The organism is Bradyrhizobium sp. (genome assembly GCF_004799405.1).
Classification (GTDB): Bacteria; Pseudomonadota; Alphaproteobacteria; order Rhizobiales; family Xanthobacteraceae; genus Bradyrhizobium.
The window spans coordinates 1-21971 of record NZ_SSMW01000001.1 but is presented as its reverse complement, the minus strand read 5'-3'; the positions used below and the strand labels follow the sequence as shown (position 1 = coordinate 21971).

General features: G+C 59.8%; 27 protein-coding genes and 1 pseudogene. 11 read left to right on the top strand and 17 right to left on the bottom strand.

Features of this window, described 5'->3' with window-relative positions; translation table 11 throughout:
* Positions 1-1804 precede the first annotated feature (1804 nt).
* The gene (locus E7813_RS00140) at positions 1805-2263 is read left to right on the top strand and encodes a MarR family winged helix-turn-helix transcriptional regulator (RefSeq protein ID WP_291569651.1); all 459 of its coding nucleotides are present in this window, start codon (positions 1805-1807) and stop codon (positions 2261-2263) included.
* Positions 2264-3207: 944 nt separating this feature from the next.
* On the opposite strand, the gene E7813_RS00135 is transcribed toward E7813_RS00140, so the two are convergent.
* From E7813_RS00135 to E7813_RS00115, 5 genes are all read right to left on the bottom strand, one after another.
* Positions 3208-3333: a hypothetical protein gene (locus E7813_RS00135; RefSeq protein ID WP_291569649.1), complete on the bottom strand. Its 126-nt coding sequence runs from the start codon at positions 3331-3333 to the stop codon at positions 3208-3210.
* A complete protein-coding gene (locus tag E7813_RS00130; protein ID WP_291569647.1) occupies positions 3330-3533 on the bottom strand; it encodes a hypothetical protein in 204 nt (67 codons plus the stop codon). The genes E7813_RS00135 and E7813_RS00130 overlap by 4 nt, the downstream gene beginning before the upstream one ends.
* Positions 3534-3579: 46 nt before the next feature.
* Positions 3580-3717 (bottom strand): hypothetical protein, encoded by a 138-nt coding sequence (locus E7813_RS00125; protein ID WP_291569645.1) that lies wholly within the window; start codon positions 3715-3717, stop codon positions 3580-3582.
* A gap of 159 nt (positions 3718-3876) precedes the next feature.
* A complete protein-coding gene (locus E7813_RS00120; protein ID WP_291569643.1) occupies positions 3877-4092 on the bottom strand; it encodes a ribbon-helix-helix domain-containing protein in 216 nt (71 codons plus the stop codon).
* A gap of 129 nt (positions 4093-4221) precedes the next feature.
* On the bottom strand, positions 4222-4389 hold the full coding sequence (locus tag E7813_RS00115; protein ID WP_291569640.1) for a hypothetical protein: 168 nt from the start codon (positions 4387-4389) through the stop codon (positions 4222-4224).
* A 1795-nt stretch (positions 4390-6184) separates the two neighbouring features.
* Between E7813_RS00115 and E7813_RS00110 the strand changes: the two genes are divergently transcribed.
* Entirely contained in the window at positions 6185-6616 is a 432-nt protein-coding gene (locus E7813_RS00110) for a twin-arginine translocation pathway signal (protein ID WP_291569638.1), read from the top strand.
* Between the two features lie 44 nt (positions 6617-6660).
* Here the strand turns inward: E7813_RS00110 and E7813_RS00105 are convergent, their stop codons facing one another.
* Together E7813_RS00105 and E7813_RS00100 are read right to left on the bottom strand one after the other, a co-directional pair.
* A complete protein-coding gene (locus E7813_RS00105) occupies positions 6661-7863 on the bottom strand; it encodes an FAD-dependent monooxygenase (protein WP_291569636.1) in 1203 nt (400 codons plus the stop codon).
* 7 nt (positions 7864-7870) lie between these two features.
* Positions 7871-8116 (bottom strand): zinc-finger domain-containing protein, encoded by a 246-nt coding sequence (locus E7813_RS00100; protein WP_291569700.1) that lies wholly within the window; start codon positions 8114-8116, stop codon positions 7871-7873.
* A gap of 234 nt (positions 8117-8350) precedes the next feature.
* Here E7813_RS00100 and E7813_RS00095 point away from each other — a divergent pair, with 234 nt between their 5' ends.
* On the top strand, positions 8351-9499 hold the full coding sequence (locus E7813_RS00095) for a hypothetical protein (RefSeq protein ID WP_291569634.1): 1149 nt from the start codon (positions 8351-8353) through the stop codon (positions 9497-9499).
* A gap of 54 nt (positions 9500-9553) precedes the next feature.
* On the top strand, positions 9554-10306 hold the full coding sequence (locus E7813_RS00090; RefSeq protein ID WP_291569633.1) for an alpha/beta hydrolase: 753 nt from the start codon (positions 9554-9556) through the stop codon (positions 10304-10306).
* Here E7813_RS00090 and E7813_RS00085 read toward each other — a convergent pair.
* Positions 10292-11632, bottom strand: coding sequence for a hypothetical protein (locus E7813_RS00085; protein WP_291569632.1), 1341 nt, complete (start codon positions 11630-11632; stop codon positions 10292-10294). The two genes, E7813_RS00090 and E7813_RS00085, sit on opposite strands and share 15 nt — an antisense overlap.
* Before the next feature lie 314 nt (positions 11633-11946).
* On the opposite strand from E7813_RS00085, the gene cysE reads away from it, so the two are divergent.
* Together cysE and E7813_RS00075 are read left to right on the top strand one after the other, a co-directional pair.
* Positions 11947-12774, top strand: coding sequence for a serine O-acetyltransferase (cysE, locus tag E7813_RS00080; RefSeq protein ID WP_291569631.1), 828 nt, complete (start codon positions 11947-11949; stop codon positions 12772-12774).
* 106 nt (positions 12775-12880) lie between these two features.
* Positions 12881-13099, top strand: coding sequence for a DUF3126 family protein (locus E7813_RS00075; RefSeq protein ID WP_291569630.1), 219 nt, complete (start codon positions 12881-12883; stop codon positions 13097-13099).
* Between the two features lie 105 nt (positions 13100-13204).
* On the opposite strand, the gene E7813_RS00070 is transcribed toward E7813_RS00075, so the two are convergent.
* Positions 13205-13918: a hypothetical protein gene (locus E7813_RS00070; RefSeq protein ID WP_291569628.1), complete on the bottom strand. Its 714-nt coding sequence runs from the start codon at positions 13916-13918 to the stop codon at positions 13205-13207.
* A 213-nt stretch (positions 13919-14131) separates the two neighbouring features.
* Here E7813_RS00070 and E7813_RS00065 point away from each other — a divergent pair, with 213 nt between their 5' ends.
* Positions 14132-14461 (top strand): hypothetical protein, encoded by a 330-nt coding sequence (locus E7813_RS00065; protein WP_291569626.1) that lies wholly within the window; start codon positions 14132-14134, stop codon positions 14459-14461.
* A gap of 47 nt (positions 14462-14508) precedes the next feature.
* Entirely contained in the window at positions 14509-15039 is a 531-nt protein-coding gene (locus E7813_RS00060; RefSeq protein WP_291569624.1) for a gamma carbonic anhydrase family protein, read from the top strand.
* A gap of 13 nt (positions 15040-15052) precedes the next feature.
* On the opposite strand, the gene E7813_RS00055 is transcribed toward E7813_RS00060, so the two are convergent.
* From E7813_RS00055 to E7813_RS00040, 4 genes are all read right to left on the bottom strand, one after another.
* Positions 15053-15220 (bottom strand): hypothetical protein, encoded by a 168-nt coding sequence (locus tag E7813_RS00055; protein ID WP_291569623.1) that lies wholly within the window; start codon positions 15218-15220, stop codon positions 15053-15055.
* Positions 15217-15435 carry a hypothetical protein gene (locus tag E7813_RS00050; protein ID WP_291569622.1) on the bottom strand — a complete coding sequence of 73 codons (219 nt, stop codon included), beginning with the start codon at positions 15433-15435 and terminating at the stop codon, positions 15217-15219. The genes E7813_RS00055 and E7813_RS00050 overlap by 4 nt, the downstream gene beginning before the upstream one ends.
* A 380-nt stretch (positions 15436-15815) precedes the next feature.
* On the bottom strand, positions 15816-16091 hold the full coding sequence (locus E7813_RS00045; RefSeq protein WP_291569621.1) for a hypothetical protein: 276 nt from the start codon (positions 16089-16091) through the stop codon (positions 15816-15818).
* Between the two features lie 151 nt (positions 16092-16242).
* The gene (locus tag E7813_RS00040; protein ID WP_291569620.1) at positions 16243-16863 is read right to left on the bottom strand and encodes a S24 family peptidase; all 621 of its coding nucleotides are present in this window, start codon (positions 16861-16863) and stop codon (positions 16243-16245) included.
* A 177-nt stretch (positions 16864-17040) separates the two neighbouring features.
* On the opposite strand from E7813_RS00040, the gene E7813_RS00035 reads away from it, so the two are divergent.
* Together E7813_RS00035 and E7813_RS00030 are read left to right on the top strand one after the other, a co-directional pair.
* Entirely contained in the window at positions 17041-17622 is a 582-nt protein-coding gene (locus tag E7813_RS00035; protein ID WP_291569619.1) for a GcrA family cell cycle regulator, read from the top strand.
* Positions 17623-17635: 13 nt separating this feature from the next.
* A complete protein-coding gene (locus tag E7813_RS00030; protein WP_291569617.1) occupies positions 17636-18187 on the top strand; it encodes a hypothetical protein in 552 nt (183 codons plus the stop codon).
* Positions 18188-18354: 167 nt separating this feature from the next.
* On the opposite strand, the gene E7813_RS00025 is transcribed toward E7813_RS00030, so the two are convergent.
* Entirely contained in the window at positions 18355-18990 is a 636-nt protein-coding gene (locus E7813_RS00025; protein ID WP_291569615.1) for an HAD-IA family hydrolase, read from the bottom strand.
* 293 nt (positions 18991-19283) lie between these two features.
* Between E7813_RS00025 and E7813_RS00020 the strand changes: the two genes are divergently transcribed.
* Entirely contained in the window at positions 19284-19409 is a 126-nt protein-coding gene (locus tag E7813_RS00020; RefSeq protein ID WP_291569613.1) for a hypothetical protein, read from the top strand.
* 62 nt (positions 19410-19471) lie between these two features.
* Here the strand turns inward: E7813_RS00020 and E7813_RS00015 are convergent, their stop codons facing one another.
* From E7813_RS00015 to bamA, 3 genes and pseudogenes are all read right to left on the bottom strand, one after another.
* The gene (locus E7813_RS00015; RefSeq protein WP_291569611.1) at positions 19472-19783 is read right to left on the bottom strand and encodes a HigA family addiction module antitoxin; all 312 of its coding nucleotides are present in this window, start codon (positions 19781-19783) and stop codon (positions 19472-19474) included.
* A gap of 29 nt (positions 19784-19812) precedes the next feature.
* Positions 19813-20089: pseudogene (locus tag E7813_RS00010) on the bottom strand (type II toxin-antitoxin system RelE/ParE family toxin).
* Between the two features lie 62 nt (positions 20090-20151).
* The coding region (bamA, locus tag E7813_RS00005) for an outer membrane protein assembly factor BamA (protein ID WP_291569609.1) at positions 20152-21971 on the bottom strand (1820 nt) is incomplete at its 5' end.

Genomic DNA, 21971 nt, shown 5'->3' with positions numbered 1-21971 from the left:
CTCGCTTTCGCCTCCCAACAGGCGCAGCCTTTGCGGCGGCACGGGAGATCGATCATGGACGGCAATATATTCAACACCAACGGCGTCCTCGTCGCCGTGGTTACGGGTCCCGCAATTTTCGATTGCAGGGGCCGCAAGCTTTACGATCTTCGGGGCCTTAACATTTATAAATTGAACGGCGACCTAGTTGGCCATTTGTCGGACTCAAAAGGCGCCGAGAGGCATCTGGACAAAGCCACGGACCGGCTGTTTCCAACCTCCTGATTTGCCGATTTGACAATTCCCCGCTGTGGAGAAAACTTTCCCCGGCGCCCATAGGCGACGGGATGTGAGCAATTGCGGGGGAAGCGACTAGAGCGGGAATGGGAGATCATCCGCAGCCGCGGCCCTAGATCGTTTAACTTGTCGTAAGATCAGAGCCATTGTTAGGACGAAAACCAAATTCCGCAAGGCTCGTGACAATTCGCAACCGATTCTCACTTGGGGGGATAGAAATGATGCGTTTTTGGATTCTGATGTTTGCGACTGCATCGATGTTTTCTCTATCGGCTCACGCGCAGACGCTAAGTTTCGGAATCGGAAGCGCCAGTTGCGCTACCTGGAAGTTGAATGCCACCAGGGACTTCGAAGGAAAGACGTGGATACTAGGCTTTTGGTCAGGATTGAACGCCGCCGCTGACAAGGCCAACTTCGTTGGCATCGATACGGACCCCCCCGGCCATTCTAGCCGAGATCGCGCTGATCTGCGCCAAATCCCCATCGATGAAGCTACAAGACGCCGCCCACACCCACTATTTCAGAGTTAGAGCAAAAGACGGGCCGAAGGCGACCATGGCTCCATCTAGATGACGCTTCATCCGCCGACGCGCCTATGCATAGTTGCGTGCTATCACTATAGCTTGACAGCTGTAATGTCAGGGTGTATATAGGCGTTACTCCTGATTTGCCACCCGTGTGAATTTCGGTCCGGCTTTTCTCGGCAGTCCTCCCCCAGATCGCGGATGGGTTCGCGGTGGATTGGATTGCGAGAAAGCTCCATGACGGACAAAACTGCGGCGCGCCGTTTCCAGACCTATTGCAAGCCCGCTGCCCAGAAGCGTTGCCGCCCCTTATCGAGAGGGCCGCGCAACGGCAGTGTATGTCCCCTGCCGAATACATCCGCCGCAGCGTGTTTGAACGCTTGAAGGCGGACGGTATCGATGCCGGCGCATCAATGGTGGCGTAAGGGGAATGAAAAGCCCCCCAGCCTTGACGCGAGATCAAGAATCGAATGCGGCCGTCGCTTCGCCTTGCAGCGACGGCGTTAGATTTGATGAAATAAACGCACTCGGATTACCCGCGTCGCTCGATGGTGTTATCTGCGCTGAGTGGACCAGCAAGGAGGAAATGCCACCGCCGCGGTGGTCGCGGTATCGCGATATCCCCCGAGACGAACTAAACGTTCTGTTTGCCAGGATAAGGGACGTGGCTGAATCTAAGCCGGCCCAACCAACCGATGAGCGCACGGCACAAGCCCTTATGAAATTGTCCGACCGCGATCTGCTGGCGAAGATGTTTAGCGTCGGCGCATGGAGTGTGTAGCCATACCGCTGCTGCGGGGTGTCATCGCCTGATGCGACTAATTGCTTTTGCCCTCGGGGTTCTCGACCGGCGCGCCAATGAGCTTGCGCTTAGCGGGCTGGAGATCAATCGGTTAGCCGGCTTGCCTGCCGGACCATCTCGATTGATTTACCGCAATGCTGATAGGGAACCCGTGCAATAGATTTGATTTATTCAATCGAACAGTCAGAAACTCGATAGCGTGGTGGGCAAAGACGTGATTGCCGAGATGGCCAGCACGTGTATGTTCATACGAACGCGCCTGATCGCGAGGACCATCACCGGCATTTACGACAAAAAGCTTCGCCCTTTTAAGATCGGTTCAACTCCGTTCGCCGTGCTCGTCGTGATCTACCAAATAGAGCCTGCTACCCGCGCGGAAATTGGGCGCATTCTTCATCTGGATCCATCCACCCTGACGCGAAGCCTTAAGGAGATGCTTTGTGCGGGCTGGGCAGAAGAAACTAAGGAGGGAGCAGACGGTCGAAGCAGGCCGATTGTATTAACAAGCGCGGGTAGGGACCTGCTGCACAAGGCAGTGCCAGCATGGCAGTCGGCGCAAGATCAGGTGAAGGTTTTGCTTGGGAAGGACGGCGTAATCGCCACGATGGACGTCGCCAACCGCATCATGAAACCGACAGCCATAGGTATCGTCGGCATTTAGCCGCCCGGCGGTATCGCGCGCTATTTCAGATCGCCCGCGCGGGCTGCGTTTGTCAGGCATTTAGCTTTCGTGCATGATCCCCTCACCGGGGGGTTGTCGGTCATGCGTCTACAATTGGCGGGTGTTTTCTGCGCTTTATCTACGCTTATGGTGGCTGGGTGCGCCTCTCAAACCGGCGTAGTCCCAAACGGTCCGGGCGGCTACTTGATCGCGAAGCAGGCGGCGACGGGCCTTCCTGGGCTCGGCAATCTCAAAGCCGAAGCGATGGCGGAGGCCAATCAATATTGCCAGAGCCAGGGCCGCGAGTTTCTTTTGACCAATGAGACGGAAACTCAGCCTCCATTATGTGCTCGGCAATTACCCGAGAGCGGAAATTGGTTTCCAATGTGTCCCGCCGCAGTCTCCTAGACGCTAAATAGTTGGATAAACGGTGCGCCCGAGCCCAGCAGCCCCAACAGAGTTATTCCCGGCCGGCCATGAACTGCACCACCATGGCAATGGGCGGGTGCATGTCCTCGACGAACTGCCAATAACCCCGCCAAGTAATGTTCGCATGAGTTGATCGCGCCCGCAAAGCGGGGTCCGGATGAGGGTAATCTCCGAACCCCTAACACCCACCGGAACTGCACCCCCTCGGGTTCGTTCGGCGGACACTAGGTAAATAACTAGTCGATCAAATCGGCGGCCATATTGATCTTGAACAAGTTCCGCCAACTGAGGCGGCCCGGCGGGGCCGTAAGTACCCGCCGTGCCTAACCAAGCGAGCGGGGGAAGCCAACGTCACTTGGTTATCTTCAGACTATTCAAAAATGCTCCAATTCAAAATAGGCCACTGCGATTTTCAAATTAGGCCACCTAGGGTCAAAAACAGGCCAGTACCGGTTTTTTGGACATTTTCTCCCTCGCTCTCGAGGGGACGGGACTAGGGCATTGCTGGAAAGCCCCTACCATCTTGCGCCCTTGACTGCAGTGAACTTGCGGTGCCAGTCCGAAATCTTTCCGGACAGAAACCAAAATACGGCGGCAACGATTGCGGAGATCGCATTGCCTATATCGAGCAGCCGCATCATTTGCCTGTTGCCTTCAGCCCCGACAATGCTCGGCGGTTAAGCGTCAGGCCGAGCCGGGTTGCCGACTTTAAGATTTTATCGGGTTGACGATGCAAACGCTCAGCAATGACTTCGAGGGTTAGCGACGATTTTGAAAGCTCGATCAACTCACGGTCGTGCTTCATTGACCAAGCCGCGCCCTTATTCATCGTCGGAGCCATTTATTTTCGTGCCCTTCACCCTCAGCCCGAGTCTCGACCAGGCGGCTCACTTCGGAGCAGCAAGGGGCACCTCGACCTGAGCGCTGGCAGCGATCAGCAGCTTCGAGGGCGTGTGGAATGCGACCACCAGAATGAAGGCGACCGCAAGACCGTATGCCAGGACCGCCATTTTCGGATTGTGCATCGATCAGCCTCCGGAAAAATGATCATTGAGCACCCCGGGACCCATGGCAAGGATTGTCCGTGGTGCGTTGCGATGATGACGCCTGCGGCGGCGATCCGGCGGGTCCCAGTCGGCAGGCCGGGGCAACGGCAAGAGCGTTTTGACGCGGCCAATGCGTCACTAGTCGAGAAGCGGGTTTTCGACCGATTGCCGCTTGCCATGCTTCTTCAACAGATCATTGAAAGCCTCGACTGCCAGGGCGTTTAGCGTGGTGTCCTTTTCCACCGCCAGAAGCCTCAGGGCGCGCCAGCCATCGGTATTTATGCGGGTCAATACAGATTTGAACGACCCGGGGTCGCGGGCGGTCGGTCCGGTGGTCTTTGGCTTGCGGCCCATAAGCCCCCCCTGATGGATTGCCGGACGAGCCTATGCGGGGAGACCGACTGAATCAAATATGCAACATGACAGCCCGAAAGGCCGGTATCGTACTTTGGCGCTCGCGGCGTGATCCAAAGCAATCGGGCCTCACGGCCGTTTCGGATTCTCTCGCGGGCCGCCTGGCTTGGCCGGTATTTCTCTGGCCTCTTCTTCGGCCAGCAGCTTGCGAATGATGTTCCGCTTTTCCTCATCTTGCTCCACTTCAAGGAGCTTTTGGTAGCGGCGGATATTCTCGTTGTGAATATAGCGTTCCATGTGGTGCTTACTTCTTGATGCTTGGTATGCCGTCGATCCAACCCCTCCAGATGGCGGACTTAATCGGGTCATCCGGTGCTCGGACTTTGCCGACTTGTGACTTTGGACAGCCTTCACACCAGGGGAACTCAAAGGCGCAGAACTCATCTTGCGAACAGACGCCGGTAACGGCCGCAATGCGACATGCGAATGGAGCGCGGTTTGAATGGACCATGGATGCAGTTCCCCGATGGAACTTTTGGCATGTCGGGTTCCCGACATAGTGGTCAAAATTGCTCATTCTTGGAAATTTAACGAATTAGGACACCCACCAGATTCAAATTAGGACACTGGGTTCAAATACGGACAGCACCCGTGCTGTTGTGCTTGCACAGTATCAAGAAATGGTGTTAACTTCCGATAACGCTTCTTCTCGGAAGTAAAGGAACCCGGCGCATGTCAACGTCCCTACAACCCTGCATGGCGTCCGCGTCTCCTATGCCGCCGGGTTGTCCCGTGAAGGCGCGAGCACTGGCGACGTGGCTGCTGCCCTTGGGGACCGATCAAACCGGATGGGGGAGCACTACACCCGACACGTCGAAAACGAGGCCAAAGTTATCAGGGCATTCGAGAGCAAAAACAAACGATGAAATGTTTGGTACTGGCCTCTTTCTGTCCCTGCGAGGTTAAATGGTCCCTTTTGATTTTTGGAGTGGTCCGTTTTGAAACTCAGACTGCGGCTACACGCGGCAGCAGATAACGTACCGTCATTCCAGCAGGGTCGTCCCGCTCGCAAACAATCACGTCGCCTATCTTTATTTCCGGTATTATGGCGCAAACGCCACAAGCAGTTTAAGCTGGCGTCACCATGTCAGACATTCCAGACGACGATTTAGAGTACCTTAGCCGCCTGTTGATGGATGCCACCGAAACGGATGAACTTCGCTCGGAAATCGCGAGTCTCCTAGGAGTGGATGACGACACATGCCCCGAGCCGAAATCCTATCAAAGCAGGCCATCTTTACACTGACCCAGCTTCACGCCGAGTTGGGCGGCAAGATGCAGGACAACAAACGCGCCGCCCAGACCGCCTCAGTTGGTGGCCTTACTTAGGCGACCTAAGTTCACCCAAAAACCATCCGAGCACATCGGAATGCATCGGGTCGGTCGCCAGGACTTTTTCAACATGATTGCACTTAACGCACTCAAACGTGCGTGAGTCGAAGTTCAGGCGTCCCGGCATGATGCGCGAAAGCATCATCGTGCCTTGGCACTTTGGGCAGACATCGCTCTCAATCGCGATCGGTGGGATTGTGGCTGTGTAGTTTAAATCGGGCATTGCATTCCACCTTGGATCAGGCGGGAGCGCAAAACTCTCAGTCACCGGTAGATGCCGAAGCGGGCGGTGATGGAACCATCCCTATACCCGATGGGTTCCGGCAGCGAGTCAAATCGGAATTAGGCCACTACTGATTTCAAATTAAGCCACTGAGGGTCAAAACAGGCCAGCACCAAATGTTTTGCAAATCTCGTTTTGTCCTATCGGTTTCCATTAGGTTTAAAGGGTTTGTTTGCGAAAGAAGTTGAACAACTTCAATGGCGGCAACGCATTTTAAGTCCCTTGCGTCTACCAGTTCCGCCACGTCCGCTTTTGGTCACGAGATCAGAGGCTTAGCGCGTTTCCTGGCCAAGTGGAATTAACCTTGCTGCCGGAAACGCGCCTATCAATAGTGGAGCCCGCATTGCAAGGCAAAGCCTCAATGCCGACATCTGCCCGCTTTACCCAACCTCAATGATGTCGGGTTACCAAGGTCGCATGCTCGCTCGTATTTCCTCGTTCAGGCTGTTGCTGCGCGCGGCCTTGGCGGCGGCGCTGCTCGGGCCTGGGTTTGGGCTGGCAGGTTGCGCGAACATGAGCGACAGCCTGACGTCGGCGTTTGCCGATCCGGCCAAGTTCGATCTGTACGACTGCAAGCAACTGGAAGTCGAGCGTACGAAGCTCGCCACCCGCTCGGCTGAATTGCAGCGCCTGATGGCGAAAGCCGAAACCGGCTTCGCCGGTCCCGTGGTCACCGAACTGGCCTATCGCAACGAGTACATTGCAGTCCGCGGCCAGACCCAGGTTGCCGACGAAGTCTGGCGGCGCAACAAGTGCGTCGCTACCGGCCCGGCTTCGGCCGGACCTGCGCCGCCTGAAAATGCCAAAGGCGAGCATCCACGGATGCGGTCCGGCGGCGCGGTCTATTAGAGGCAAACCTCCAAAGGGATCGCGGGCTCACCCGCCGGATCGCTTCACGAACGCCAGCCGTAAATCCAGTTCTGCCGCGCCAGCATGCGCTTTCCGCCCATCGCCTTGATCGCAAGGTCCCGTGCATAGGCCGCAACGCCCCTGAGATGATAGATTTGTCCCGATTTCTGTGCGGTGCGCTGAACTCGCATCACCCGCGAGCGGCGCATCCGGGCGTAGCGTTGCAGCGCGGCCGCAACGGTCGGGCCGCCTTCATTTCGCGATTGGCCAAGGCATTTGGCCAGCACCGCCGCATCCTCGATCGCCATGCCCGCTCCCTGCGCGGCGAACGGCAGCATGGCGTGAGCTGCGTCCCCCAATAGCGCGATCGGACCATTGGTCCACTCGCCGCGATCGGGGACCGTGAACAGTGCCCATTTCCGCCAGTCGTCGACGGCGCCGACCATCATCCGCACCGTCCCGGGCCATTGTGATGACGCGAATGCATTCTTGATTTCGTAGGCATCGCTGGCGGCGCTCCAGCCCGGCCGGTTCCAGGTTCCCGGCACAACGGCGACGACGTTGATCTGGCGTGCGCCCGAGATCGGATAGGCGACAAGATGCGCGTTCGGTCCCATCCAGAGCTGGACCCGCCGCGAAGTATGTTCGCGCGGCAAACGCGTTGCGTCGAGTGTCCCGCGCCAGGCGATCAGCCCTGAGAACTGCGGCTGCACTTCCGGAAATAAATGGTGCCGGACCGTGGACCAGATCCCGTCGGCGCCGATCAGCGCCACCGCCAGTTCCTGCTGGCGCGTCATCCCGCTGCGCTGGACCACGGTGAGGCCCTTTGCATGGGCCACCACGTCTTCGAACTGGCAGCCCAATCGCAATTCGATATCGGGATTGTCACTGACATGGGCTTGCAGCGCCGTTTGCAAATCGGCGCGATGCACCACCCAATAGGGGGCACCGGCGCTAAACGTCGCGGCTTCTCCGAGCGGCAGGCGGACGACTTCACCGCCGCTGCGCGCGCTCATGATGCTGATGGCGTCGGGCGTGATGGCACGGGCGGCCAGCCGCGGTTGCAATCCGAGATCGATCAGCACCCGGCTGGCATTGGGCGATAGCTGCAGACCGGCGCCGGCTTCCTCGAGACGTTCGGCCCTTTCCAGCACAATGACGCGAAAACCCTGGCCTGCGAGCGCCAGCGACGCCGTCAATCCTCCAATCCCGGCGCCGGCAACGACGATGGTGCGCGAAGCGGCCACCGCTCGATCAGGCAACCTTGTCTTTCAGCACGCATTCTGGCGGTCGGGCTTCCCCGGCCTTAAGGTCGGCGGCATAACGATAAAGCGTCGAGCAATAGGGGCAGATGATCTCGTTATCATTGCCCAGATCGAGAAAAACATGCGGATGATCGAAAGGCGGATTGGCGCCCACGCACATGAATTCCTGAGAGCCGATCTCGATGACCGAAACGCCGGCATCATTGTGAAAATGGGGAACGGCATGGTCCGACATAGTCTTCACCCTCGGTCGCAATGAGGCGGATGCAATCAACAACGTGCCGCGGCGGCAAATGCCGCTCACCATACTGACCGGTGCAGTTGATTCCTAGAAGCCCCGACCGTTCATTTGCTCATGCAAATTCGACACAATCTTGTCGTCCCAGAGAAGCCCTTCTTTCGTCGGGGACGTTGTGTCTTAAAAACGGCACACCACCTTTTGGAAGCGAAAACGTCTGGGATTTTCCGAATGAAACGGACGCAGATTGGTTTGGCTCTCGCCGCCACGGCGGTGTGTGCGGTAGCGGGCACATGGCTGTGGCCGCATGCCCGCGACGCCGCCGCCATCCTGGCGGCGCAGGACGATCCCGCGGAACTATCCGACCTTCAGCTCAATTCTGCTCTGCGGAATGACCGCACGGTCATCGCGGAGAATATCGAGGCGGCATTGGCTGCAAAAGACGCCGATCTGGCGGAGAGCTTTGTCGATCTGGCCAGGGCGAAAAATATTTCGCTGGAGGACGAACTGTTGCGGCGCATTGCCGATGCCGTCGCCGAGCAAAAATCGTCGGCGCATTTCGTAAAGCGCTTTGCCACCGGCCTGGTCACTGGCAACGCCGACGATTTCGCCAGCCTGTCGGGCACGGTCGCCGGTGATCTCTTTGTGTTCGGCGACATCCGAGACGTGGTGCGGGAAGGCAAGCACCTCGCCATGGGCGAGGATACCGATCGGCTGGTGCTTGGCCTCGCGACCGCAGGCCTTGCGGTGACGGCCGCCACCTACATCTCGGTCGGCGGCGTGGCGCCGGTGCGGGCCGGTCTTACGCTGGTCAAGGATGCCCGCAAGGTCGGACGGCTGGGCGAAGGGCTTACGGAATGGGCCGGCCGCTCGGCGCGCGATATCGTCGACGCGCCGGTGCTGGAAAATGCGGTTGTGTCCGGCTCGGTGATGCGGCCGGGTGAAACCATCAGCGCGATACAGGCTGCCTTCCATGCCGAAAAGGCGGGTGGGCTGGTCCGCCTGGCCAAGGACGTCGGACGCGTCAGCGAAAAGGCCGGCATGCGCGGCGCGCTCGATACGCTGAGGATATCGGAAGGCCCGGAGGATGTCGCACGAGCAGCACGGCTCGCAGAGTCCAGGGGCGGCCAAACCCGCGCTGTCCTGAAAGTGCTGGGCCGCGGTGCATTGCTGCTGGTGGCGGGCGCGTTCAATCTCACGCTGTGGATATTCGGCGCGCTGCTGGCGCTGTTTGGATTTCTGTCGTCGATCAAGGCCACCGCCGAACGCTTGACCATGTCATGGCTGCTGCGCAAGAAGGCGCGGCTGTTGCGAAAGCAATTGGCGGCCGCCGCCCTGGCGTCCGACGTACCTCTGGCGGGGCCCGTCGCGCAAGGCTAGCTTTGCGATCAGCCCTCGATCACCCAATTCCTTGCCAAAAATATGGAACGACCGATGCCGAGTTTTTACAACGGCGCTGTTGAAATTGCCTATCTCGACGAAGGCGAGGGCGCCCCGATCCTGCTGGTCCACGGCTTCGCATCGACCAAGGACGTAAACTGGGTCTATCCGACCTGGGTTTCCGAGTTGAGGAAAAACGGCCGCCGCGTCATCGCGCTCGACAATCGCGGTCATGGCGACTCCGCCAAGCTCTACGACCCCGCGGAATATGAGATCGGCACGATGGCCGGCGACGTCATCGCGCTGATGGATCATTTGAAGATCGAACGCGCCGATATCATGGGCTATTCGCTGGGATCGCGGATGACGGCGGTGCTGGCGCGGAGCCAGCCGCAGCGGTTGCGCGCGGCGATTCTTGGCGGCATCGGGATCGGCCTGATCGAGGGCGGCGGTCCTGGCGAAAATGTCGCTGCCGCGCTGGAGGCGGCTTCGCTTGAGGATGTAACCGATCCGGTAGGACGCACGTTCCGCGCCTTTGCGGATCAGACCCGTTCCGATCGCCTGGCGCTGGCGGCCTGTTTGCGCGGCTCGCGGCGATTGATGACCCGGGACGAGGCCGCAGGGATATCGGTGCCTGTGCTGATAGCGGTCGGTACCTCGGACGAAATCGCAGGCTCGGCCCCGGCGCTTGCCAAGATCATCCCGGGCTCGCAAATACTCGACATCCCCAACCGCGATCACATGCGGGCGGTTGGCGACAAGGTCTACAAAGCGGGCGTGCTGGATTTTCTTTCACGGCAGAAGTGAATTCTCGGCCCGCTCGCCGTCGGTGAAATGCCTGACGGCGGCAATCAGGACCACTAGTGTGGCGATCCAGGCTATCCGCGCGCCGTATCGATCATGCGGCCCCGATATCACGCCGCAGACAAGGGCATTGCCGAGCATGGCCAGCGTGACCGTCGCGGCCAGCGGCGCGAGTTCGTCGAGCCGCCGGCGCCATATGGAGGTTGCGAAGATCGCAACGACCAGCAGCATCGATGCCAGCGCGACGGGAATGTGGATCCAGTTGATCGCCGCAAAATTGATGTCCCAGTGCTGTTGATGCGCCGATCGCATCGGCGCGAGCTGTGCCGGCAGATAGTGCTCGATGATGCCGTAGCTATGGGGAATCCAGCCGTTGGTGCCTTCTCCGGTGGCGACGTGAACCAGCTGTTGCGCGGTGGCGACGATGGCGGCCTCGGTCTGCCAAAGCGGATATTCGGTGAGCGAATGCTGCACGATGAAGCCCATCTCGTCATTCATGCCCTGAAAGCGGCCGAGCGTATTGAACATGCTCTCGCCCCACAGGAACTGATCGGCCGTGGCCGGCAATTCGTTGCGGTACGGACAAAGCTTCAGCTTTTGCTGCGGACAATGATCCCTGAGATAGCGCGTGACGATACCGTCCTGCAGCATCCGGGCGAATGCGACGCCGTAGCCACCGGGCGTCCATGCCAATTGTCCCGACAGTGCGAAATTCGCCGCCAACAGCATCGCGGCGCCGGCGATGAGTGTCAGGCTGCCCCGCACCAGCGCCGCGACGGCAATCCGTACACCCAGGAAAGGCCGCACGATCCAGCCGGCGCAGCACAGCCCAAGCAGCACCGCGAGTGTGGCGCTGTGGGTTGCCGCGGCGAAGGCGGTAAACGCAAACAGCGACCATCTTTCGACGGTGGAAATCCTGTCGTCATGCAGGACCAGGATATAGAGCGACAGCACCGACAGCCCGGCAAAGATGTCGGTCAGCAGCATGCTCGCGAGCCAGGGCAGCGCCGTGGTCAGGATCAATGACAGGCTGATGGCCACCAGCCGGAATGGCCCGGCCATGCCGAATACGCGCAACGTCAACTGCAGGATCCACAGCGTCGCAAGCGCCTGAATCCCAAGGTTGACCCAGAAGTACGAACCTTCGCCGAAATGCAGATAAAGGCCGAACACCGTCGAGCGGCTGGGGACCAGATAGCCTTCGTACCACCGGGCCAGATAGCCGCCGGTGTCCCACTGGAGCAGCGGATAGCCGTTCCATAGCGCCGGCGCGATCAGGAGAAAGGGCAGGGCGGCAACCGCGATCCAGGCCGACGTCGATTCCGCCACGCGGGCGCGTAATGTCTCCGTACTGATGTCGCTTCCTCCCGTTTTGGGCCAACATGCCCGGACTGATCGCCGTTCCGAAATCCACAAATAGTTGGAGGCCGGACGGCTTGATTTCCTCGAATTTCCGACCACCTTGAGACGAAGCTTTAAGGCAAAGGAGGTTTCGGCTGGCGTGAAGAACCGTTTTGCTTCAATGTTTTAGCATGCATTCGAAGCGAAAGCCGGCGTTCACCTTTGCTGAAGCCGTCCAGGACAGCCGTCCGTCCCTCGTGCTATAATGCATGATGGAACAACCGAATTGGTGAGAGCAGCACATGGCCATGCATCAGATCACTCCGCAGGGTGCGAAGCTTTCGGCGCTCGATCCGATCTGGGATCGCGTGCGCTCCGAGGCGGAAGACATCGTTCGCCGCGAACCGGAACTCGCCTCCTTTATCTATTCGACCGTGCTGCATCACGAACGGCTGGAGGATGCGGTCGTGCATCGTCTCGCCGAGCGCCTCGACCATTCCGCGCTGTCGGGTGATTTGATCCGCCAGGCCTACGACGAGGCGCTGCGCGACGATCCCGATCTCGGCAACGCCTTCCGCGCCGACATGGTGGCGGTCTACGACCGCGATCCCGCGACCTCACGCTTCATCGATCCCTTGCTCTACTTCAAGGGCTTCCATGCCATCCAGACCCACCGGCTGGCGCACTGGCTCTATAAAAAGGGCCGCAAGGACTTCGCGTATTATCTGCAGAGCCGGTCGTCGGCGGTATTCCAGACCGACATCAATCCCGCGGCCAGGATCGGCCGCGGCATCTTCCTCGATCACGCTACCGGCTTTGTGGTGGGCGAGACCGCTGTAATCGAGGACGACGTCTCGATCCTGCACGGGGTCACGCTTGGCGGCACCGGCAAGGAAAACGAAGACCGCCATCCCAAGATCCGCCGCGGCGTCCTGATCGGGGCGGGTGCCAAGATTCTTGGCAATATCGAGGTCGGCCAATGCGCACGCATCGCCGCCGGTTCCGTGGTGGTCAAGCCTGTGCCGCATAACGTGACCGTGGCGGGCGTTCCGGCCAAGATCGTCGGCGAGGCCGGCTGCGCCGAGCCGTCACGCACCATGGATCAAATGATCAACGCGATCGGACTTTGATTTCCCGGCCGTTTCAATCGGTGTAGTATTTCTGCGGATACGGCTGGCAGTTCGCTTCGTCTCGTCCTAAAATTTCTTCGAAACCACAATCGTATTGGAGACTGCCGTGGACGTTCAGGAAGTCAGGAAACTCGACGCCTATCTCAAGCGCCTGTTCGGCAATCCCAAAATCCGCGTAGTGCCGAGGCCGAAAAAGGACGATTCGGCCGAGGTCTATATCGGCGATGAATTCATCGGCGTGCTGTTCGTCGACGACGAGGATGACGATCGCTCGTTCCAGTTCCAGATGGCGATCCTCGAAGACGATCTGGTCGAGCAGGACTGACGGCCCCTCATGGCGAGGAGCGCAGTTGCGCTGCGTCTTAGAACCATGAACTGCGGCCCATCCTTCGAGGCGCCGCGCAAGGGGCGCGGCTCGTCAGGATGAGGCCTATCCTCCCGATCCATGCAGTTGCACCGTCAGCCGGTCCATCGCATTGGCTACGTCGTGCCATTGCGCGAGCCAGCTTCGCGGAAAGCGGAAGGTCAGGTCGGCGCCGTCGATACGGCGCTCGCTCAGGCACATGCCGGGGGTCATGGCGTCGCGCGTGCAGCGTGCGTTGAGGCTCGGCGTGTTGGCAAAAAACAGATCCTCATTGCTGTAAGGTGTGCCGTCCCGGAATGCGCGCATCGTCAATCCGTCTTGTCCGGGGATCGAGGCCTGTTCGAGGTAGCGCGGATAGATCGTACGGAAGCGGGTGTCCGGCGCCAGCGAGTCATGATGCGCCGATATCGACAGGAAGATCCGGTCGATCGGCTGTACCGCTTCGTCCAGGGTATCCGTGCTGACGTGCTTCGGTGCGTCGGGAGCCTCGAGCGAAGGATAGGCGAAGCTGAGATCGACGCGTTCCTGTGGCCCGGAGTGGCGCTGGATTTTCATGCGGATCGCCGCGGTGGGCACGTTGAAGAGCGTCGCGCCGATACTCACCGGCAGCCGCGCCGGACTGCTTGACGCATCCGGTTCCCAGGTCGGCCACAGCAGATAGGCGACCAGGGCAATGGCGCCGGCAGCGATCGTGCTCGCCAGCAGAAGCGGCATCATGTGGCCATGGCGAGGCCGGCGCGTACCGCGCCCATTGTACTGGGCCGTCGAAAACAATGTCATCAGCGGAGCACCGCGAGTGGGCCTTCAAAGGCTCGGTCGAATCACCGTCCGAATATGCCACGGGCAGACGGATTTCCGCACGGCTGAAGACGTGGCTTGCCATGCGCGATCGGCGGTTCCGGTCCGCCTTGTTAACCCTTCCTTAAGGATGATGTGGCGGGCAGCGGCCAAATTTGCCAAGCATTGGTCCTTGTCTGTAGCGGAAGAGTGCCGATGTCGCCCGATGCGTTGAATTCCCTGTTTTCCCTTTGCATCGGCTTTGCATTGGCTGGCGCTCTCACCAGTGGCTATCAGGCGCTGGTGCAGCGCCCCGCGGGTTTCGGATTGCTGCAGGAGGGTGCGGCCCCCAAGACGTTCGCCGCCGTGCCGTTCCTGGTGTTTGCCGCGCCCTTCATCATCATGCGCAACACGCTGCGCGGCGCGCGGATCGAACGCCGCCGCTTCGAATTCGTGATGATGGCGACGGTCCTGGCGGGGTTCTGGAGCCTGATGTCCGGCACGTTTTTCCTGATGACGCTGCGTGCGGCCGGGCTGCTGGCCTGATCGACACGTCTATGCCAAAGTCTCCGCGAAACGGAGAACGATAAGGCATGGCGATCTATGAACTCGACGGGCAGGCGCCGGATCTTCCCGGGGACGGAAACTATTTCATCGCCGACACCGCCACGGTGATCGGCAAGGTTCGTTTGCTAAGTTCAGCCAGCGTCTGGTTCGGCGCGGTGCTGCGCGGCGACAACGAATGGATCGAGATCGGCGAAGGCTCCAACGTGCAGGACAACTCGACCTGCCACACCGACATGGGCTTTCCGCTGAAAATCGGCAACGCCTGCACCGTCGGGCATAACGTCATCCTGCATGGCTGCACCATCGAGGACGGCGCGCTGGTCGGGATGGGCTCGATCATCATGAATGGCGCCAGGATCGGCCGCGGCAGTATCGTCGGCGCGGGATCCGTCATCACCGAGGGCAAGCAGTTTCCCGAATATTCCATGATCATCGGCGCACCGGCGCGGGTGATCCGCACGCTCGATCCCGCGCAAGTCGAAAAGATGGGAGGTGCTGCTAAATCCTATATCCGGAACGGACCGCGGTTCAAAAAAGGCCTTAAGAAAATCGGCTGAGGACGCGCGCGCTTCAGCTACCCTCGGACTCCTCGGCCTCCGCCTCGCCGGCGGCTTCTTCATGGCCGGCAGCCCACAATGCATGTTGTTCGGTGCCGTCCCGGTATGGGTTGCCTTCGGCCGGAATGTTCTTCCGGGCGGCTTGCTGGCCTTGTTCGAATGGATCGGGATCGGTGGTCATGATTTCGGTTTCCTTGATGAGATCGGTGTGACCGAGGCTTTCGACAAGGATGCGCTTTTCCGGAGCGCGTCCTTGAGATCGATGGGAATGCCGTGTTTCCTGAGCAGGTCGGCGAACGCTTCATCCGCCAGCTCCTGGATGGTCGCCATCCGGTCGCGCCCCAACTGCTTCAGCTTGTCGAAGGTGTCGTCGTCGAAGGCGATCAATTTACGCACGCGTCATGTCTCCCGCGCTGGCGCCTCGACAATATTCAAGCCGGCCGGCCAAAGATAGTTCCGCAGGTTCAATCGCGCGCGGCGGATTGGGCCGATGCGAACACTGCCATGACGAACCGCAAATCACCAGGCTGCGAGAGGCCGGCCGATATCGGGGGCTTGCGGGCCAATCCTGCGAAAAAAACAAGGCCGCCGGCGGAATATGACGCTCAAGCGGCCTTGCCGTGCCCGGATATTGAAATCGGCTTGCGCCATCCGGTAGGTGCATTGTTGCCCAGTCCGGAATGGGCGAATGTGATCTGGTTCACAATCGGGTCGCGGCGCGCTGTTAAGAGGAGAATCCGCTTCATCGATAGTACCGGCGCCCGGCTTGGCGTCGATCACGCCATTTCATGTTTTCTGAGATCGCGGACATGGTCGAAACGGCTGGCTTGCGGATCGGTGCCGCTCGCCGGAATTTCGGGAACGGCGGCCTCGGCCAGAATCTCGACGGTGATATCGTCGACGGCTGAATCCGCGATTTCGTGAATGAAGCAGATGTTTTTATATTCGCCGGACGCGACGCGCGAGACGACTTCGCGCCGCGTGATCTCGGGATCGACCACGGCTTCGCGTCCGCGCCGCCCGTAATCGATCATCACAACGAAGTACTGCATGGGAACTCTCCATCGCGCGGGGCCGGTTGCCGCCCCAATGGAGTTATTTCCGGGAATCAGAATCAAATCAAGTACAAAATTCTGAAAAAGAGAAATTAGGGGGCGACGTTCCGAGCTCGGACCCTGGGCCGGCGCGAATCACGTCACGCGCTCATTTCGATGCCTTGGCCGCCTTGCGCGACCGGGTGGCGGTCTTGGCCCGCAACCGCGCGATCTGGCCTCTGGGGAGCGTAACGCAAATCTCCCCGATCCATTCCAGCTTAACCCCGTTGATCGGCTTAGCGTTGAAGCTGGTGAGGTTGACGAGGCTGGAGGATTTCCCCCGCTCGATGGTCTTGAGGTAACGCTCGCCGGTCTTGAGCCTGACGGCGGCTTCTTCCCCGTAGAAGCTCGCCAAGGGGTGACGCTGCTCCCTGTACACCACGATGATGTCGCCGCTTTCGTATTTCGGCAGCATGGAATCGCCGGCCACTTCAAAGGCGATGGTTTCCTCCGCAAACGGGAACGGCAGTTCGACGTCGCCCAGACCTTCGGGGGGAACCTGCTCGTGTTCCGGCTCGATCACCGCGCCTGCGCCGACCCGACCCATGATCGGCACCGAATTCAGCTCCAGATAGTCCGTGATGGGCTGGATTTCGCTGGCCTTGATCAGGCGGATTCCCGACAGGATCTCCGAAACCGCGCCCGGACGGACACCCATGACCTTTGCCAGGCCGCCCTTGCTCTTGCCCGTCTTCTTCAGTCCCCGTTCGATCATCTTGGCGTCCAGCATGGCAGCATCCTTTACGAATTTCAGAAGACCTATATTCCGAATTGCAGAAGCAATAGCAATTCCGATTATCGTAAATAACGCTTGACTTAGTTTTCGGAATATAAGAAATATGACGGGAGCGACCCGGACCATGGTGGCCCGCATTATTGGGAATTTGGCAAAAAGGCGGGGAAACGCATGCAATCCAACTGGGCGCCGGCGCATTCGAAGGCATTGTGCGAATATTTCGCGAGGGGAATGTCCTTTTCCGCTATCATCTACGCCATCAACGTGAAATTCAAGACGTCCTATACCCGCAGCGCAGTGCTCGGCCGCGCCACGCGAATGGCACTTGCTGGCGCCCGCCAATCGCGGGGCGGGACCGCGTCGGCTTCGATAACCGAAACGACAAGGCTTCATCGAATCCATGAGCGCGCCAACTCGAAACCCTGGCGGCCGCCACCGGTCTTCAAAGCCACCGAGACCGCCCCGCTTCGTTGCGCCGACGTCGTCCCGCGTCGTCTGTCGCTGCTGGAGCTCGAATGCGACGACTGCCGCTACCCCTATGGCGGCGACGAGGAGGGTGAAGCCATCACCTTCTGCGGTCATCCGCGGCATCCGGGCTCGAGTTACTGCGCGGCGCATTTTGACCTCAGCGTCGGCCCCGGGACGGCGTCGGAAAGGGCGGCCGACCGGATCCTGCTGACGATCGTGGAGCGCCATGAAAGGTCGACCGAATCGACGTTGCCGCAATGCTTTTTCGGATATCCGTCGTTTTAGGGAGTACATCAGCATGGCACGCGCCAGACGCAACAAACCCCACAACCCGGCGAAGGTTCACGACCGTCGCGCCCGCGATTTACTGCGAAACGCGGAAGTGGCGGCGGTCGAGGTCGACGATCCCCTGGGGCTGGAGCCGGGCGACAAGATCGTCACGCTGCGCTCGATCCGTAACGATCCCTTGGGCAGGCTGCACGCGCATCGTCACATCGACGAGGCGCAATACCAGGGCGGGCGGGCCTTTCAGAACGACTGGGAGCGAGCCGAGCGCGGTCCGCAGGCGGTCGATCCCACCCGGGAATATGTCGATGGCGCAAGGATGCGCGAACCGATCACCGAAAGCCAGCGCAAGGCCGTGCTGCGGCTTAACCGCGTTGAGCGCGAACTCGGCGCCGACGGCTCGGCGCCGGTGCACGAGGTGCTGGTCCTCGGACTGACCATGGAGCAGATCGGCCAGCGCCGCAGCGCGCCCGGCCAGCGCTGGATCGACTATTTCGCCAAGCGGTCTCGCGAATGCCTGGACCGGCTGGCGCTGATCTATGGATTTGCGACGGAGCGGAACTAGCTTTGCCGGGGGCTGGGCAACCCCCCGCGGACTTGAGCCGACACTGTCCTCACGTCGTCCGGCGCACGCCCGGATTGAGTTCTTTTACCGAGACGCACGCGCATATCGCCGCGCGTTGCGGGGCGTCCGCGGGACGTGAATGACCGCTCTTGAGCTTTCTGTTGTGCCTACGGCTTCAGCGACAATCCCGTCGCCGTCTCAAGTTCGGCTATCGCTTGCGGCGCACTGAGCACCTTGATGGTGGTCATGCCCATCTGGCGCGCCGGCTTCAGGTTGACACCCAGATCGTCCAGATAGACGCAATGTTCGGGATCGACACCGAGTGCGGTGACCATCATCTGATAGATGCGGGGATCGGGTTTCCTGAGACCGTTTTTTGCAGACTCGATGACATGATCGAACAGCGCCATCACCTCGGCGATATAGAGCGAGCGACCGGCCATGCTGCCAATGGCGTTGGCGGGAAGGTTGTTGGTGATGCAGCCGGTCTTGAACCGGGCCTTCACACGCCGGAGTGCTTCGACCATCTCGGGCCGCAAATCCCCCGATAGCAGCGGCAACACGTCCTTGCCTCGAACTTCCGCGCCCAGAGCGCGCGATTCCGCCGCGAACAACTGATCGAATGCCTCAAGGTCCACTTCGGCGCGCTCGAACCTGGCCCAGGCATTTTCCCAATGATTGGTGGCGTTGGTGCGTCGGATGATGTCGGCGGGCAGCCCGCGCTCGATCTCAAATCGGGCAAATGCCTCGAAAGGTGAACTGGTGAGCACACCGCCGAAATCCCAGATCACAGCTTCGATCATGGTTCCCCACCACCGCCGACCTGGTGACGGCTAACACAGCGTGTCGGCGCGGACCAGCCCGCGTGGTCACGATGTTTTCCCTGGTTTGTCCTGAAAATGCGCCGAGCTCTGACGTTTTCGGCCACAATCGAAAACGACGATCTTTCCATGAAAACGCTCGCCGTCATCACGATTCTCGCGCTGCTCACGATTTCCGGAGCGGCCTGGACCGATCAGGTTCTGACCCACGGTCAGCAGATGGCGCAAGGCGCGGATTGAGGTTGCCCTTACGGGGCCATTGGGGGACGACAGTCATGCTTTCACTGGATCAATTCTTAAGGTTCATCAGCGTACCGGCCGTCATCGCAGCATTCCTGATCGCTTCGCAGGTTTCGGGCGGGATTTCCCGCCCGGCGCAACAATACTCGATCGGCGAATAGCAGCTTAAAATAACCGGCACGATGAACTTACCGGTCGTTTCTGCTGCCATGCAACGGAGCATTTATGCAGCGTGCCCGGTCACGGGCTCTATATTTTTTAGCTGATTTCCGATTTCGCGTTCCGCGATTTGAACGTCATAAGCATTTTGCAGGTTCAACCAAAGTGCCGCCGTAGTCCCGAACGCTTTCGACAATCGAAGCGCCGTATCTGCGGTGACGCTGGTTTCTTCGCTAGCCAGCCGTTCGATGCGGGTTCTCGGTACGCCACAAACCCTGGCCAATGCCCCAGCCGACATTTTCAGTGGGATCAGGAATTCCTCCCGTAAAACCTCACCGGGGTGCAGTGGAGCGAGTCTTCTGGATTTTTTTGCCATTTTTCAAACCCCTGATCGTCCGGTCATTGCTAATGATAGTCGGTAAATTCGACGTTGGTCGGTCCTTCGTTCGTCCAGATGAAGCAGATACGGAATTGGTCGTTAACGCGGATCGAGTGCTGTCCGGTCCTGTCGTCTTTCAGTGCTTCCAAACGATTGCCGGGCCTTGAGATCACCCAATAAAACCGCCGCATCCAGGTAACGGAGCTTGCGGCGGACAATTTTGATCAGATCTGCCGGAAAGCCTTTGCGCACGACACCGTTGAAAGCATCCTCGGTCTGACTATCCCGGAAGCTCTTGATCATTTCAGATATGTATCATACCATGATACACGCGTCAATTGCTGCAGGAGCAGGCGGCAAGGCGTTCAGAACGGTCCTGCGCCAAAGCTGAACGGCTGGACCACGTCGTAGGCGGCTTTCGTCAGCGGCACCGCGTAGTTGACGGTCAGCGCACCGAACGGCGAAGCCCAGGTCAAACCCACCCCGACCGAAGAACGCACGATGTTGGCGTTGGCGACCTGCAACGATTGTGCGGAACCTGGAAATGTCGTCGGTCCGCCGTAGTGAAAGACGCTGCCGGCGTCGACGAAAGCCGAAGCCTTGAGGCCGTATTCCTGGGGTATGCCGGGAATGGCGCTCTGCAATTCCGCCGTCGTCGCCCAGTACATGCTGCCGCCGACATTATCCATGGTGGTGCCCGGCGTGAGGTCGCGTGGCCCGAAGCCGTAGGGCGCAAATCCGCGCACCAACGTCGGGCCGCCGAAGAAGCTGTTGAGCAGCGGCACCTGCTGTCCTCCCCAGCCGGTGATGTAACCGCCCTGGGCGCGGACCAGGCTGACGACGTCATCGTTGATCGGTGTGTAGTACCGCGCATCCTCGGTGGTGCGCAGGAATTTCACGTCGCCGCCGAGGCCGGCGAGATCCTGAGTGAGTTGCGATTTGATGCCGCTGCTCGGGTTTTTATTGTCGTCCAGCGTGCTGTAGGTGACGGTATCGCCGACCGCGGACACCCACTGCGGACCGGCGAGTGCGGCTTGCTGGATCGCCAACGAAGGAGCGGCGGCCAGCGAAGTCGGATCGAGCGTTACGTCCTGATTGTAGATCGAATAGCGATATTGCACTCCGATCTGCTCGGTCAGCGGCGTGCCGAACTGCATCGTCGCGCCATAGGTTTGGGTACCGTAAGACTGGTACGGGCTCGCATCACTCTGCCTGCCGTAAAGCTCGATGCCGGCCGAGACGCGGGTGCCGAGGAAATACGGCTCCGATGCCGACAGATCGATCCCGCGCGCGTACTGGCCGTAGGTCACGGAAGACTTCAACGCCACGCCGGTGCCCAGGAAGTTGCTGTCGCCGAGCTTGACCTCGCCAAGCCAGCCGTCGGTCGTCGAGTAACCCCCGGCAATATTGAAGTCACCGGTCGACTGCTCGGTAACCTCGACATCGAGAATGACACGATCCGGCGCCGAGCCCGGTAGCGGCGAAATCTTGACCGACTTGAAATAGTTCAGGTTCTTGAGGTGCCGCTCGGCACGATCGATCAGCGTCTTGTTGTAGGCATCGCCTTCGGCGATGTCGAATTCGCGCCGGATCACATAGCCGCGGGTGCGGATATTGCCATGAATCTCGATGCGCTCGACATAGGTCCTCGGGCCCTGGTCGATGACGAACGCGACGCCGATGCGACGCGCGCCAGGATCGCGCGCGGGGCGGGGGAGGACCTGTGCGAATGGATAGCCGAGCTTCGCCAGTTCGGTCGAGACTATTTCGGTGGTCTTGTCCAATGCATTGCCGTTGAACACGGCGCCGCTACGGACGCCGAGCAGGGGACGAAGCTTTTCGGCATCAAGCCCCGGCACGTTGCTGACGACGCTGATGTCGCCGAAACGATAGAGCGGGCCTTCGTCAATCGCAAACGTCAGCGTAAATCCCTTTGTTGCCGGATCGTACTCGGCCTTGGCCGCGGGCACACTGGCATCGGCATAGCCCTTGCTGCGATAATACAGCCGCAGCTGCTCGCGATCGGCTGCCACGCGATCGGGGTCATAGACATCGCCGCCGGTCAGAAAGCTCAGCACGTTGGTCGCGGAGGTCTTGATCACGGCGCTGAGCTGACGCTTGCCGAAAACCTGATTGCCAACGAAGTTGATTTGCCGGACCGTGGTCTTGCCGCCTTCCGTCACCA

Excerpts from the sequence above, each read along its gene's own strand:
- E7813_RS00045 (WP_291569621.1), bottom strand. The coding sequence starts at position 16,091 with ATGCAGTACTTCGTTGTGATGATCGATTACGGGCGGCGCGGACGCGAA.
- E7813_RS00065 (WP_291569626.1), top strand. The coding sequence starts at position 14,132 with ATGTCGCCCGATGCGTTGAATTCCCTGTTTTCCCTTTGCATCGGCTTT.
- E7813_RS00035 (WP_291569619.1), top strand. The coding sequence starts at position 17,041 with ATGCAATCCAACTGGGCGCCGGCGCATTCGAAGGCATTGTGCGAATAT.
- E7813_RS00125 (WP_291569645.1), bottom strand. The coding sequence starts at position 3,717 with ATGCACAATCCGAAAATGGCGGTCCTGGCATACGGTCTTGCGGTCGCC.
- E7813_RS00030 (WP_291569617.1), top strand. The coding sequence starts at position 17,636 with ATGGCACGCGCCAGACGCAACAAACCCCACAACCCGGCGAAGGTTCAC.
- E7813_RS00115 (WP_291569640.1), bottom strand. The coding sequence starts at position 4,389 with ATGGAACGCTATATTCACAACGAGAATATCCGCCGCTACCAAAAGCTC.
- E7813_RS00060 (WP_291569624.1), top strand. The coding sequence starts at position 14,509 with ATGGCGATCTATGAACTCGACGGGCAGGCGCCGGATCTTCCCGGGGAC.
- E7813_RS00055 (WP_291569623.1), bottom strand. The coding sequence starts at position 15,220 with ATGACCACCGATCCCGATCCATTCGAACAAGGCCAGCAAGCCGCCCGG.
- cysE (WP_291569631.1), top strand. The coding sequence starts at position 11,947 with ATGGCCATGCATCAGATCACTCCGCAGGGTGCGAAGCTTTCGGCGCTC.
- E7813_RS00020 (WP_291569613.1), top strand. The coding sequence starts at position 19,284 with ATGCTTTCACTGGATCAATTCTTAAGGTTCATCAGCGTACCGGCCGTC.
- E7813_RS00015 (WP_291569611.1), bottom strand. The coding sequence starts at position 19,783 with ATGGCAAAAAAATCCAGAAGACTCGCTCCACTGCACCCCGGTGAGGTT.
- E7813_RS00130 (WP_291569647.1), bottom strand. The coding sequence starts at position 3,533 with ATGGCTCCGACGATGAATAAGGGCGCGGCTTGGTCAATGAAGCACGAC.
- E7813_RS00025 (WP_291569615.1), bottom strand. The coding sequence starts at position 18,990 with ATGATCGAAGCTGTGATCTGGGATTTCGGCGGTGTGCTCACCAGTTCA.
- E7813_RS00070 (WP_291569628.1), bottom strand. The coding sequence starts at position 13,918 with ATGACATTGTTTTCGACGGCCCAGTACAATGGGCGCGGTACGCGCCGG.
- E7813_RS00100 (WP_291569700.1), bottom strand. The coding sequence starts at position 8,116 with ATGTCGGACCATGCCGTTCCCCATTTTCACAATGATGCCGGCGTTTCG.
- E7813_RS00090 (WP_291569633.1), top strand. The coding sequence starts at position 9,554 with ATGCCGAGTTTTTACAACGGCGCTGTTGAAATTGCCTATCTCGACGAA.
- E7813_RS00095 (WP_291569634.1), top strand. The coding sequence starts at position 8,351 with ATGAAACGGACGCAGATTGGTTTGGCTCTCGCCGCCACGGCGGTGTGT.
- E7813_RS00120 (WP_291569643.1), bottom strand. The coding sequence starts at position 4,092 with ATGGGCCGCAAGCCAAAGACCACCGGACCGACCGCCCGCGACCCCGGG.
- E7813_RS00040 (WP_291569620.1), bottom strand. The coding sequence starts at position 16,863 with ATGCTGGACGCCAAGATGATCGAACGGGGACTGAAGAAGACGGGCAAG.
- E7813_RS00135 (WP_291569649.1), bottom strand. The coding sequence starts at position 3,333 with ATGATGCGGCTGCTCGATATAGGCAATGCGATCTCCGCAATCGTTGCC.
- E7813_RS00110 (WP_291569638.1), top strand. The coding sequence starts at position 6,185 with ATGCTCGCTCGTATTTCCTCGTTCAGGCTGTTGCTGCGCGCGGCCTTG.